Annotated in this window: 14 protein-coding genes; 7 read left to right on the forward strand and 7 right to left on the reverse strand. The window is 62.1% G+C overall.

The window, feature by feature from the left end; all coding sequences use genetic code 11:
* Positions 1-31 precede the first annotated feature (31 nt).
* A complete protein-coding gene (locus tag HJB89_RS15785; RefSeq protein ID WP_221150177.1) occupies positions 32-829 on the reverse strand; it encodes an SDR family oxidoreductase in 798 nt (265 codons plus the stop codon).
* Between the two features lie 125 nt (positions 830-954).
* Here HJB89_RS15785 and HJB89_RS15790 point away from each other — a divergent pair, with 125 nt between their 5' ends.
* A complete protein-coding gene (locus HJB89_RS15790; protein WP_405048983.1) occupies positions 955-1,899 on the forward strand; it encodes a GlxA family transcriptional regulator in 945 nt (314 codons plus the stop codon).
* A 4-nt stretch (positions 1,900-1,903) separates the two neighbouring features.
* On the opposite strand, the gene HJB89_RS15795 is transcribed toward HJB89_RS15790, so the two are convergent.
* Entirely contained in the window at positions 1,904-2,800 is an 897-nt protein-coding gene (locus tag HJB89_RS15795) for a LysR substrate-binding domain-containing protein (protein ID WP_207581739.1), read from the reverse strand.
* 117 nt (positions 2,801-2,917) lie between these two features.
* On the opposite strand from HJB89_RS15795, the gene HJB89_RS15800 reads away from it, so the two are divergent.
* The 3 genes from HJB89_RS15800 to HJB89_RS15810 are packed head-to-tail and all read left to right on the forward strand — an operon-like array spanning position 2,918 to position 4,292.
* Positions 2,918-3,337: a tautomerase family protein gene (locus HJB89_RS15800; RefSeq protein ID WP_221131767.1), complete on the forward strand. Its 420-nt coding sequence runs from the start codon at positions 2,918-2,920 to the stop codon at positions 3,335-3,337.
* Positions 3,334-3,738 carry a cupin domain-containing protein gene (locus HJB89_RS15805; RefSeq protein ID WP_221116416.1) on the forward strand — a complete coding sequence of 135 codons (405 nt, stop codon included), beginning with the start codon at positions 3,334-3,336 and terminating at the stop codon, positions 3,736-3,738. Before HJB89_RS15800 ends, HJB89_RS15805 begins: the two co-directional genes overlap by 4 nt.
* The gene (locus tag HJB89_RS15810; protein ID WP_221116419.1) at positions 3,735-4,292 is read left to right on the forward strand and encodes a DUF4865 family protein; all 558 of its coding nucleotides are present in this window, start codon (positions 3,735-3,737) and stop codon (positions 4,290-4,292) included. The genes HJB89_RS15805 and HJB89_RS15810 overlap by 4 nt, the downstream gene beginning before the upstream one ends.
* A gap of 2 nt (positions 4,293-4,294) precedes the next feature.
* On the opposite strand, the gene HJB89_RS15815 is transcribed toward HJB89_RS15810, so the two are convergent.
* From HJB89_RS15815 to HJB89_RS15825, 3 genes are all read right to left on the reverse strand, one after another.
* Positions 4,295-4,930 carry a LysE family translocator gene (locus HJB89_RS15815; protein WP_221116420.1) on the reverse strand — a complete coding sequence of 212 codons (636 nt, stop codon included), beginning with the start codon at positions 4,928-4,930 and terminating at the stop codon, positions 4,295-4,297.
* A 122-nt stretch (positions 4,931-5,052) separates the two neighbouring features.
* Positions 5,053-6,492, reverse strand: coding sequence for a pyruvate kinase (gene pyk / locus HJB89_RS15820; protein ID WP_207581744.1), 1,440 nt, complete (start codon positions 6,490-6,492; stop codon positions 5,053-5,055).
* On the reverse strand, positions 6,492-6,977 hold the full coding sequence (locus HJB89_RS15825; protein WP_089152718.1) for a DUF1036 domain-containing protein: 486 nt from the start codon (positions 6,975-6,977) through the stop codon (positions 6,492-6,494). Before HJB89_RS15825 ends, pyk begins: the two co-directional genes overlap by 1 nt.
* A gap of 201 nt (positions 6,978-7,178) precedes the next feature.
* Here HJB89_RS15825 and HJB89_RS15830 point away from each other — a divergent pair, with 201 nt between their 5' ends.
* The 3 genes from HJB89_RS15830 (at position 7,179) to HJB89_RS15840 (ending at position 8,671) form a co-directional block, all read left to right on the forward strand.
* Positions 7,179-7,967 carry an N-formylglutamate amidohydrolase gene (locus HJB89_RS15830; RefSeq protein ID WP_221150179.1) on the forward strand — a complete coding sequence of 263 codons (789 nt, stop codon included), beginning with the start codon at positions 7,179-7,181 and terminating at the stop codon, positions 7,965-7,967.
* 43 nt (positions 7,968-8,010) lie between these two features.
* Positions 8,011-8,316, forward strand: a complete 306-nt coding sequence (locus HJB89_RS15835; RefSeq protein WP_207581746.1) for a DUF1244 domain-containing protein — start codon at positions 8,011-8,013, stop codon at positions 8,314-8,316.
* 91 nt (positions 8,317-8,407) lie between these two features.
* Positions 8,408-8,671 carry a DUF2312 domain-containing protein gene (locus tag HJB89_RS15840; protein ID WP_007631616.1) on the forward strand — a complete coding sequence of 88 codons (264 nt, stop codon included), beginning with the start codon at positions 8,408-8,410 and terminating at the stop codon, positions 8,669-8,671.
* A gap of 316 nt (positions 8,672-8,987) precedes the next feature.
* Here HJB89_RS15840 and HJB89_RS15845 read toward each other — a convergent pair whose 3' ends face one another.
* On the reverse strand, positions 8,988-10,823 hold the full coding sequence (locus HJB89_RS15845; protein ID WP_221150181.1) for a DUF882 domain-containing protein: 1,836 nt from the start codon (positions 10,821-10,823) through the stop codon (positions 8,988-8,990).
* A 178-nt stretch (positions 10,824-11,001) separates the two neighbouring features.
* Complete coding sequence (locus HJB89_RS15850) at positions 11,002-12,546, reverse strand: sigma-54 dependent transcriptional regulator (protein ID WP_207581748.1); 1,545 nt, start codon at positions 12,544-12,546, stop codon at positions 11,002-11,004.
* Positions 12,547-12,692: the final 146 nt, after the last annotated feature.

Genomic DNA, 12,692 nt, shown 5'->3' on the forward strand with positions numbered 1-12,692 from the left:
GCAGCGGCGGACGGTCTTTCATCGGCGACCGTCATGCGATCTTGTAGCGTTCCGCCGGCACGGTGCGAGACAGGTTCGGCATCAACGCCTGACGCGCCTCCTCGTAGGCGGCAAGCAGGCCTGCATCCTCGAGTGACCGGATCGTTGCGAACTCGCCCTGCCCGAGGCCCGAGAGCGACGCATCGACCATGTTTTCTGCAGACATCACGATCTCATTCGGCAGATACTCGACCGGCGTGCCGGCGATGCCCCAGAATTCCGTCGCAGTGGCGCCGGGCAGCACGACCTGAATGCGGATGTTCTTTTCCGCCAGCTCATGCTTCAGCGACTGGCTGAAGGCGAGTACGAAGGCTTTCGTGCCGCCATAGACGCCATTTAGCATCTCTGGGGAGATCGCGACGATGGAAGAAATATTGATGATCGTACCGCCGCCGCGGGCGACGAAACCCGGCACGACGGCATAGGTCAGCCGTGTCAGCGCCGTCACATTGAGCTCGATCATCGCCTGCATCTTGTCGACATCGGAGGAAAGCAGCGGCGCCGTTCCGCCGACGCCGGCGTTGTTGACGAGAAGCGTAATGCTCCGGTCTTCCTTCAGTACGCCTTCGATGCGGGCGAGGCCTGTCTTGTCGCCGAGATCGGCCACGACAGTCTCGACCGTCCGGCCGGTTTCCGCCGTCAACCGGCTTGCCAGCGACTTCAGCCGTTCGCCGTTGCGGGCGACGATGATGAGGTCGTAACCCTGCTTCGCCAGCCTATGGGCGTAGACTGCGCCGATGCCCGAGGATGCACCGGTCACCAGCGCCGTGCCCTTCAGTTCCTGTGTCATGATCCGTCTCCTTGAATACGCCCTGGCCTGATGCCCTGCGCTTGAGGAGAGTCTTACGCCCGATTGCGCATGTCCTGAATGTCATATATACCACCTTTCAGGACATCATTTGGGATCTGATGATCGTGCAACGAATTGGCTTTCTGCTCTATCCCGGCTTCCAGATTATGAGCTTGGCGGCCGTTTCCGCCTTCGAGTTCACCAATATCGAACTTGAGGAAAAGGCTTACGACATCCATTATCTCTCTGAACATGGTGGGTCGATTGCCAACTCGCTTGGCATGGTGATGGAGACGGAGGCCTTTGGCGACCCGGCCCTCGACACGCTGATCGTGGCGGGAGCGCCTGGCGTCAGGCTGCCGAGCGCAGCAGAAGCCGACTTCATCCGCGCCGCCCTGCCCGCTACCCGTCGCTTGGCCTCGATCTGCACCGGCGCCTTCTTTCTTGCCGAAGCCGGCATTCTCGACGGCCGTCGGGCGACGACGCATTGGTATGTCTCGCGCCAACTGCAAAGCCGATATCCAAAAATAAAAATGGAAGAAGACCGGATCTTCATCATCGACGGTTCCGTCTGGACCTCGGCCGGTATGACGGCCGGTCTCGATCTGGCTTTGGCGATGGTTGAGAAGGATCACGGTTTCGAGGTGGCCCGTGCCATTTCCCGCAAGCTCGTCGTCTATCATCGCCGGGCCGGCGGCCAGTCGCAATTTTCCGCCCTTCTGGAACTGGAGCCCAAATCGGACCGCATCCAGAAGGCACTCGCCTACGCCCGCAGCAATCTGAAATCGGCGCTGCCAGTTGAGGAACTGGCGGAAGCGGCCCACCTTAGCCTCCGCCAGTTTAGCCGCGCCTTTCGCGCCGAGACCGGACAATCACCGGCCAAGGCAGTTGAGAACCTGCGGTTGGAAGCCGCCCGCCTGATGATGGAGCAGGGCCGCCACCCGATCGACGTCGTTGCCCGCGAAACCGGCTTTGGGGATCACGAGCGCATGCGCCGTGCCTTCCTGCGCGCTTTCGGCCAGCCGCCGCAGGCAATTCGGCGCACCGCCCTACAGCAACGGCAGATGTGATGTGTCAGGCCGCCGTCCCGCGCAGGGCGCCATGCACCGATTGCAGCACGAGTTCGGCAAGCCGGGCCGCAGCCGGTTGCGGTTCGGCTTCGGCCCGATGCAGGACCAAACCGAGCTTTGGCAAATCAGGCAGGCCAATCGTCTCCGGCGCCAGCGGTCGGACCTTTGCCGGCAGGCCGATCGGTGTACGGATGGTGATGCCGAGGCCCGCCGCCGCCGCTGCCCAGAGACCGCCGAGGCTGGGGCTGACAAAGGCGAGACGCCAGGAAATGCCCGCCTCGTCAAGTGCCCGGGTCGCAGCACTTCGCAATAGGCATGGCGCCTCCAGCGAAGCGAGCGGCATCGGCTCACCGCTTGCCGCATGCCAGCCCGGGGCTCCCTCGACAGGTCCAATCCAACGCATCGGCACCTCGCCAATCTGCTCGCAATGCGAAGTCCGTGTGCCATCGCTCCAGGCAAGCGCCAGATCGAGCTTGCCTGAGGTGACGCGCTCGAGCAGTTCGGCATTGCGCACCACCCGCGCTTCGATGCGGACCTTCGGATGGGCACGCGCGAAGCGGCCGAGCACCTCCGGCAGCAGGTTTTCGCCAAAATCCTCCTGCAGGCCGAGCCGCACCCAGCCCTCCAGCTCGACGCTGTGCACGGCCGCAGCCGCCTCGTCGTTGAGTTCCAGCAGCCGCCTGGCATAACCGAGCATCGTCTCGCCGGCGTCGGTCAGCGCCAGGCCGCGCCCCACCTTGCGGAAGATCGGCGTGCCGGCCTGCTCCTCCAGCTTCTTCAGCTGCGCGCTGACCGCCGAGGTGGAACGCCCGAGCCTTTCGGCCGCCTTGGCGAAATTGCCGAGCTCCATACCGGTCGAAAAGGTACGGAGCACATCGAGATCGAAAATTGTCCGCCGCATTCTATAATCCCATTTTTCAGGATCATCGATCCATAACTTTCTGATTTTCAGCATCATTGTGCTGTGCGATGGTTCTGCTGTCAAGGCCGACGAACGGCCTGAACCATGGAGATCCAGATGCCCTTCGTTCGAATTTCGCTTCGCAAAGGCAAGTCGTCGGACTATCTCGCCGCACTGGCCGACAACATCCAGCGTGCCTTGGTCGAGACCTTCGACGTGCCCGAAAACGACCGCTTCCAGGCCATCCATCAGCATGATGAGAACGAGCTGATCTTCGACCGCAGCTACCTCGCCGGTCCCCGCTCCGACGATTTCGTCTACATCTCGATCACGATCGGCAGGCCCCGGACAGCCGAGATGAAGGCTGCGCTCTATCGGCGGCTCGGCGAACTTCTGGCGCAATCGCCGGGCCTCCGGCCCGAGGATGTGATGATCGTCATCAGCACCAGCGCACCGGATGATTGGTCTTTCGGCAACGGCATCGCCCAGATGACCGATCCCGACTGGCGGCTGCGGACGGTCGGAGGCCGGCAATGACCACGTTGAACCCGAAGACGATGACCATCAGGCGCCCCGGCAGGGCGGTGCGCTCGCCGGAAGGCGTTGCAACGGCGCCTTTCTGGGTCGAAATGTTGCTCGAAGGCGGGGCCGACGGTGAGAACACCGCAATGCGCGCGACACTCGATCCCGGCACTATCACACGCTGGCATACGCACCCCAGGGGCCAGTTGCTCTACGTGCTTTCGGGTCATGGGCTGGCACAGAGCAAGGGTGGTCCCGTCGAGAAACTGCGCGCCGGCGACGCCGTCTGGTTTGCCCCCGGCGAGCGCCACTGGCATGGCGCAGCCGATGACAGCCCTTTCAGCTATATCAGCATCCAGCCGGCCGAAAACGGAAGCATCGTCGAATGGCTGCAGCCGGTGGAGGCCCGGTCATGATCGCCATGCAGTACAGCTTTACCCTGCCCGCCGATTACGACATGTCGGTCATCGACCGCCGCATCCGCGACAAAGGTCCGCTGCTCGACGGCTTTCCCAATCTCGGCTTCAAGGCCTATCTCAGTGCCCTTAAGGGCGAATTCGGCAGCCGCGACAATCTCTATGCGCCCTTCTATCTCTGGCAAGAGCCGGAAGGGGCAAGCGACTTCCTCTGCGGCCCGGCTTTCCAAACGCTCACCGGCGCCTTCGGCTGGCCGCAGGTGAGGACCTGGATCGTCTGGCAGGCAGAAATCTCGCCGGACGTCGCCGCGGCCAGATTTGCCACGCGCGATGTACTGCGTATCGAGCCCTACGCGCCGCTCACCGAAATCCGCCGTGCCGACAGCGCGGAGGCTGCGGCCGACGTCGCGACCGGCGGCGCACTCGCCTCGGCCTCCGGCTTCGAGCCGACGACATGGACGCGGGTGCGCTTCAGGCTGTGGCGAGAAATTCCTGAAATTGACGCGCACACGCAGGCCTATCGCGTCGGCCATCTATCCCTGGCTCGACCCTGAGCTCAAGCAATTGCCCGGCGATAAAAGGCGAGCGAGCCGGCAAGCGCCAACAGCGCGCCGCCGCAAGCCCGTTCCAACCATAGGGCGCCCGAGGTTTTCAGGAAACGCACCGCCCGCGAGCCGAAAAAGGCGTAGCCGAACATGATGAGAAAATCGAGTGCGGCAAAGGTGAGCGCGAGCAGCGCATACTGCGTTGCCTGTGGCAGGGTGGGATCAATGAACTGCGGCAGGAAGGCCGAGAAGAACAAATAGCCCTTCGGATTGGTCGCCGCGACCATGAAGCTCTTCAGTCCGATCGAGAAGGGAGATATCGCCCTCGAAGACGCCCCGGATTTCAGCGCCGCATCGATCGTGCCCTTCGAGCGCAGCAGCATAATGCCGAGAAAGGCGAGATAGGCAGCACCCGCCCATTTCAGCATTGAAAACCAGAATTCCGATGCCGCCAGCAAGGCGCCGAGGCCGATCGCGACGGCGCCGATCAACACGAAATCGGAAAGCACCGCGCCGATCATGCCGGCAATCGCCCGGCGCAGGCCATGCCTCGAACCATTGGTCAGCGCCAGCAGCACCGTCGGCCCCGGTGTGGCGATACCGACAAAAGAAACGGCTGCAAAAGCCAGAAGCGTGACGATATCCATGATGATCCCTCCCAATCCAGGGATCGAAACTTGCACGCACAGCAGCGCTTAGCAATGCTGTCCTGTCAAAGAAAAAGCCCGCCGCCTCTTGAGGCAGCGGGCTTTCAAACGGACCGATCGGATCAGATGCCGCTTTGGCCGTCGGAGCCGATATAGGCAATGCGGATCATATTGGTGGCGCCGGGCGTGCCGAGCGGCACGCCGGCCGAGATGATGATGCGGTCGCCCGGCTTGCCGAAGCCTTCGTCGGCGACGATGCGGCAGGCGCGGTTGACCATGTCGTCGAGATCGGTCGCGTCATGGGTGACGACGCAATGCAGGCCCCAGACGACGGCAAGGCGGCGTGCCGTCTTGATGATCGGCGACAGCGCCAGGATCGGCACCTGCGGCCGCTCGCGCGAGGCGCGAAGGCCCGTCGTGCCCGACGAGGTGTAACAGACAATCGCCGACAGCTTCAGCGTCTCGGCGATCTGACGGGCAGCAAGCGAGATCGCATCGGCGCCGGTCGCTTCGGGCTGGGCACGCTGGGCGTAGATGATGCCGGGATAATGCGGCTCGCGCTCGATGGCGGTGGCAATCGACGCCATGGTAGAGACGGCCTCGACCGGATAATCGCCGGAAGCGGATTCGGCCGAGAGCATGACGGCATCCGCACCTTCGAAGACGGCGGTTGCGACGTCGGAAACTTCGGCGCGCGTCGGCACCGGCGAGGAGATCATCGATTCCAGCATCTGCGTGGCGACGACCACCGGCTTACCCGAACGGCGGCAGGCGCGGATCAGCTGCTTCTGGATACCGGGAACCGATTCGAGCGGCATTTCGACCCCGAGATCGCCGCGGGCGACCATCAACGCGTCGGAAAGCTCGATGATTTCCTCGATACGCTCGAGCGCCTGCGGCTTTTCGATCTTCGACATCAGGCCGACACGGCCACGGGCGATCTTGCGCACTTCGGCAAGGTCATCGGGACGCTGGACGAAGGACAGCGCCACCCAATCGACATCGTCGGTGGCGAGCACGGCGTCGAGGTCGGCGCGGTCCTTGTCTGTCAGTGCGCCGACGCCGAGCAGCGTGTCGGGAAGGCTGACGCCCTTGCGGTCGGAGATGCGCGTGCCCGAAATAACAGTGGTGACGATGCTCTTGCCGTCGCATTTTTCGGCGCGGAGCGCGAGCTTGCCGTCATCGATCAACAGGCGGTGGCCGGGCTGCACCGATTCCAGGATCTCGGGATGCGGCAGAAAGACGCGGTTCTGATCACCGAGCGCTTCGTTGTTGTCGAGCGTGAAGGTTTGGCCGGGCTTCAGGTCGACCTTGCTGTCGACGAACTTGCCGACACGCAGTTTCGGTCCCTGCAGGTCAGCGAGAATGCCGATCGGCCGGCCGCAGCGCGCTTCAACCGAGCGGATGCGCTGGATCAGCGTACGCATCAGGTCGTGGCTTGCATGGCTCATGTTGATGCGGAAGACATCGGCACCGGCCTGGTGCAGCTTCTCGATCATCGATTCCTCGGCGGAGGCAGGCCCGAGGGTGGCGAGGATTTTAATTTTGCGATTACGCTTCATCAATTCTGGCTTTCTTGCGTCCCTGGGGTGTCGGAGAGTTGGACCATCCAGCTACCCTGGCGGCCCGTATCATATTCCTTGAATCCCATCTTCTGGTAACCGCGGGCATAACAATCCTGCACACCCGTAATCTTGAACTCGTTTTCCGCCACGCACATCTGCACGTCGCCCGTCCATCGTCCTCCCCGGGCGGCGTCCTCTGCGTAGAGGTAATAATAACGCGACTGCAATTCTCCCTCGATCAACGTGGCGCAGGTCGTTGCCGGCACCTGCCACCAGCCCTCGGTCATCCAGCCATCCTTGGCCCGGTAGCCGATCGCGACGCCGACGAGATTTTGCGTTCCGTTGCAGACGCGAAAATCGGCGCGTGCGGCATCTGCGATGAAAAACGGCATGATGGCTGCAAGAGCGAACAGAGCGAGACGGACCAGCGGTCCGGACCGCGTGAGGAAACTTGGCGCGGCTTGGATCAACACGGCTCCCAAATAGCTCCACGGTTATTCGTATCGGTGTCTTCTTGCGCCGCCGTCAAGCGAAAGTCAACGCAATGCTAATCGATTATATTTCCTTTCACAAACCACCCGTCGAGGGTCCGGCTCAACCGCTGTCCGCCTGCGGCGCTTGAACGTGGCGCAGACGCATGCGATCACTGCCACCGACTGCGCAATGACAAACGGCAATTCCTGATGGACGACTTCCAATCCTTCGAAATCCTACCCGGCAAACATGACAAAGGCATGGTGATCCTCGCAGATCACGCGATGAACCGCCTTCCGGCGCGATATGGCCGGCTCGGCCTGCCCGACGCCGCCTTCGCCCGGCACATCGCCTATGACATCGGCATTGAGGGGCTGACGCGGCAGCTTTCGGCGAGGCTCGGCGTGCCCGCGGTACTCGGCGGCTTTTCGCGCCTGCTGATCGACCCGAACCGCGGCGAAGACGATCCGACCTTGATCATGAAGATCTCCGACGGCGCCGTCATAACAGGCAATCATCCGATCACGCCGCAGGAGTGGAATGCCCGCATCGAAACCTTTCATCGCCCCTATCACGGTGCCGTGGCCGTAACGATCGACAAGGTGGCGAATGCCACCGGCAGGGCGCCGCTGGTGCTGTCGCTGCACTCCTTCACCCCGGCCTGGAAGGGCATTTCCCGCCCCTGGCACGCCGCCGTGCTTTGGGATAGCGACCACCGCGCCGTCGGGCCGCTGCTCCAAAGGTTGCGCGCCGATCCCGATCTTGTCGTCGGCGATAACGAACCCTATGACGGCGCGCTGAAGGGCGATACCATGTACCAGCACTGCATGATCACCGGCATTCCGCACGCGCTGCTCGAGGTGCGCCAGGACCTGATCGCAGACGAGGCCGGAATATCAGCATGGGCCGAACGCCTGGCGCCGATCTTTGCGGCGATGAATGCCGATCCGGCCCTGCACGAATACGACGTCCACCTGTCGCGCACAGGTCCCTATTGAGTGAAAGGCCCCCGAAGGCCCCTGGTGAAGAAAGGAAAGCGAGATGACCGCGCTCAGCAAAACACAGCAGACCGAATTCGAGGCCGCAGCCTTCCGCCGCCTCCTCGCACATCTTCGCGAGCGCAACGACGTTCAGAACATCGACCTGATGAACCTGGCCGGCTTCTGCCGCAACTGCCTGTCGAACTGGTATCGCGAAGCCGCCGAGGCTGAGGGTGTCCCAATTACCCGGGACGAATCGCGCGAGATGGTCTATGGCATGCCGTATGAAGACTGGAAGAATCTTCACCAGAACGAGGCCTCGCCTGTGCAAAAGGCTGCTTTTGAACTGAACAACCCACACAAATAGCTTGGCTTGCCGACAACAGGCTTGACCGTGACGCCGCTTCGCGGCAGTCACGTGCATCCAAATTGATCACCCGAAAAATCAGGAGAACACGATGTCTGATGCTCATGGCGTCGCCCGCGATCAGCTTCGCGCTTTCATCGAGCGCATTGAACGGCTGGAAGAAGAAAAGAAGACCATCGCCGACGATATCAAGGACGTCTATGGCGAAGCCAAGGGAACCGGCTTCGATACCAAGATCCTGAAGAAGGTCGTGGCGCTGCGCAAGAAGGACGAGCAGGAGCGCATGGAGGAGGAAGCCATCCTCGACACCTACCTGCTCGCGCTCGGTATGATCGAGTCGCCGCCGGAAGGCTGATCCGCCGCGCATCGCGGATGCCGACAAGCCGCCGGGCCTTCCGGCGGCTTGTCTTTTGCCCAATGCATGTCGCCCGGAAGTGTGCAGCGGTTCCGGGATAACGACATGCATAAAACAAAGGACTAAAGCGCGTCGCATGAATCAAGCTTGATGCGACGCGCTTTAGAACAGGATGTCATAAGAAAACCGCTCACACTTTTCGGCATCATGCTCTGGAACACGCTTGGCTAAACGGTCACCTCGCCTCGGTGGAAGCGGACAAAGAAAAACCGCCGGAATCGCTCCGACGGTTTTCGATATTTCATGATCGGCCGGCTCAGTTCGTGTTGAACTTGCGCACTTGCATGAAGTTCACCGCCGTGCCGCTGAAGCGGGCGGGGTCGACCGAAGCGGTCTTGACATTGAAGCCCTCGGCATAGACGGCGGTCGGTTGGGCACGCATCGTCTGGCTGACGAAACGCGGCGCCTTGACCTGCTTGGAGGCCATTTCAAGGCGGGCATTGGTCAGCGCCCACTGCGAGATCATCTTTTCCGTCAGCTTCGGCTCGGTGCGCACTGCCGCGCGGCTGGCATCGGCTGCGGCGGCTTCCTTGTGCGTCGGGCGGCCGCCCTTGGCAGGAAGTCCTTGAGCCACAGCGCTTTCGGCGGCCGGTTCGTCGAAGCCGTCGCCAAAGCTTGCCGATTTGGACATCGGCGCCAAGGCGGCGAGTTCGAGCGGCGGCTTTGCGGCAGGCGCCTTTTGCGTCATCGCGGCGTTGATCGCCTGCTCTACTGTGATTGGCGGCGCCTTCGACGCGATCTGACTTTCCGCACCCTCGTTTCGCTGCTGGTCGAGCGCATCGGCGACGGCGGGAGACAACGCGTCCTGATCAGCTTCGTCGGCCTCCGCTTCGGGATCGGCATCGGCCGCGGCAAGAAGGTTCTCGGCAACGGCAGGGCGTTCGACCGGCGTCGGAACCGGCAGGGCATTGGCGCCCGTCAGCGACGCAAGCTCGGCGTCGCCAGGCGCACGGCGCGGGCCGAGAAGCGAGGGGACCGGAATACTATAGGCGCTGAGATCGGCAAACTGCTGCGGTTGGGCCTGATCGGCCGGAAGGGCCGCCGCAAGAGCCTGTTGCGCCGCATTACCCGAAGACGGTGCGACGAGCGCGCTCGCCACGTCGCTGCCGGCCGGCTGGTTGCTGAATGCCGGGCGAACCTGCGGCACCGGCGCGTTCAGATCGGCGACCTCGGTCTGTTGCGGCTCGGCAGGGGCTGGCTCGGCCTTCGGCGGCGTCGCCTTGGCGACGGCAACAGGGGTCGAATCGTCCGTATCGTCTTCCTGCTCATCCGCTCCGCCGCCGAACAGCGCGGCAAACAGCGTCTTGTGCTTCGGCGCCGATTCGGAGGCGCTGGCGATCTCGATCTGCGTGCCGCTGACGCGGCGCTTGTAGTCGACCATCGCCTGCTGGTAGCCCGGCAGCGGCTTGCCGTCAGCCGGAATATGAATGGTGTTGCCGTTCGGGAAAAGCCGGACAAGCTCGTCACGGCTCATGCGCGGCCAGGCGCGAACGCCGCCGACGTCCATATGCACGAAGGGCGATCCTGATTTCGGATAGAAGCCGACGCCGCCGACCTGCATCTTCATGCCGATCCCACGTAATGTCGCGAGTTTGACGTCCGGAATGAAGAAGTCCATCGCCTTGCCGAGCATATGCTGGCTCTTTTCGGCGACGCCTGAGTTGCGCGAGCGGCCGCGCAGCATCTCGTTAGTTCCCGGCGAACGGAAACCGCAGACGACGTTGATATAATCCCTCGAACCGCTCTGGCGATAGACGTCCCAGATCAGGTCGAACAGGCGCGGATCCATCTTCGTCGGCTGATTCTTGCGCCAGTCGCGCAGGAAGCGGTTCAGCTGCTCCAGACCCTTCGGGTCGAACTTGCCGTTGCGCTTGTAGGTGATGACGGCTTTTTCGCCGGTATGGATGAAATAGAGCTTGAGGCTGCGGGTGTCGCCCGCGGCCTGCGAAGGTGTACCAACGAATACCGGTGAGGAAACCGCGAGCGCAAGAAGGGCGGCCGCTGCCGTCCTTATTGCCTTTCCGCAAATGTCGGCGCACAACAAACGCCAGCTCAAGCGCGAACGCTTGGAATTCCCATTCAGATTCGGCAACTCGATCCCCGTCAGACAGACAATGTCCCGTACTGTCTCAGATGACTGTCAAATGCGGTCACACGATGGCAAAAATGCCACACATGATCAACCTTTTCTTTACATAGTGAACGAGCCACTAACAAGTGGTTTATGACCAGTAACAAATCGTGGTTGCCTTAGTCTTAACAAAAAGCGCTTAAGCCGCATCTTTCTGGGGATTGTCGGGGTCTATACCGTAATCCTTGAGCTTGCGATAAAGTGTGGACCGGCCAATGCCAAGTTTGCGCGCCACTTGACTCATCTGCCCGCGATAGAATTTGAGCGCGAATCGAATGAGCTCTTCCTCGACGTCGGCAAGCCTGCGTACGTCGCCGGCGGGATTGACGCTGGCGATCGCGTTTTCGGAGGCTTCGGACAGACGGTGATGCACCGCTCCCGAGATCGACGCCCTGAAATCCTCACCATAGGTGTCGTCGGGATCGAGGCCGGTATTGTCGGCAACGAGCGCCAGGTGATCCACGACTTCGTATTCCGGAAGCTGGGCGGCGATCTGCGGGAAGTCCCCCTCGGTCAGCTCCGGCCCTTCGGCGAGAACGACCGCGCGGAAGATTGCGTTTTCGAGCTGGCGGATATTGCCTGGCCAGTCATAGGCGGTCAGCAACGCCAGCGTGCCCGAGTTCACCGTCATGCGGCGACCATTTTTCTGCTCGCTGGAGAAGCGCTCGGCAAAGACACGCACCAGATTCGGAATGTCCTCCTTGCGTTTGCGCAGCGCCGGAATGGTGATCGGGAAGACGTTGAGGCGATAGTAGAGATCCTCGCGGAAATGGCCGTTCTTGACCTCCTCGATCAGATCCTTGTTGGTCGCCGAGATCAGCCGGACATTGACCTTATGGGCGGTGCGCGCACCGACGGTCTCGATCTCGCCCTGCTGCACGGCGCGCAACAGCTTCACCTGCACATCGAGCGGCAGGTCGCCGATCTCGTCCAGGAAAATGGTGCCGCCGTCGGCTTCCATGAATTTGCCGATATGGCGCTCGGTCGCGCCGGTAAACGCACCCTTCTCATGGCCGAAGAGAATGCTCTCGACGAGATTATGCGGGATCGCCCCGCAATTGACCGTGACGAAGGGCTTGTTCGAGCGGTCGCCGCCGGATTGGATGGCACGTGCCACCAGTTCCTTGCCGACACCGGATTCGCCTTCGAGCACGACGGGAATATTGGACTGAGCCGCCCGCTGGGCGAGATCGATGACGCGGATCATCGCCGGGCTTGCCGATACGATGTCGTCGAAGCCGACCGAGCCTGAGCGCGACCGGCGGCCGGCCCGCGCCTTCACCTCGCGCTGGTCGAGCTTCATCGCGTTCGAGATCGAGGTGGCGATGCGCTCGGGCGAGACCGGCTTGACGACGAAGTCGAAGGCACCGGCCCGCATCGCTTGCACCACCGTTTCGATACCGCCCTGCCCCGTCTGAACGATGACCGGGATCTGCGTGCCGAATTCGTGAAGCGCGTCGAGGAACTCGAGGCCGGTCATCTCCGGCATCATCAGATCGAGCACGATGACGCTGAAAAGGCCGCTGTCGCGTTTGACCATTTCCAGGCCGATGCGACCGTTTTCCGCCTGGTGCACGACATGGCCGTGCCGCTCGATTGCATTCTTGAGCAGGCGGCGCTGCACGGGGTCGTCCTCGACCACGAGGATTTGCCCTGCTCCCTTGAGCTCATTGTAACCGGTCATTGTCGCCTCACTTCATGCGAAACCATGGAGCGCACTCTGACAGGAAGGCTTGAACATCCAGTTTTGAGAAATAATTGCATTTTAACGATTGGAACGGGTCATTTTCGTGCCGAACCGATGCCTTTCTTGCGCCGAAAGGCCCTTGA

Source organism: Rhizobium sp. NZLR8 (genome assembly GCF_019685025.1).
Classification (GTDB): Bacteria; Pseudomonadota; Alphaproteobacteria; order Rhizobiales; family Rhizobiaceae; genus Rhizobium.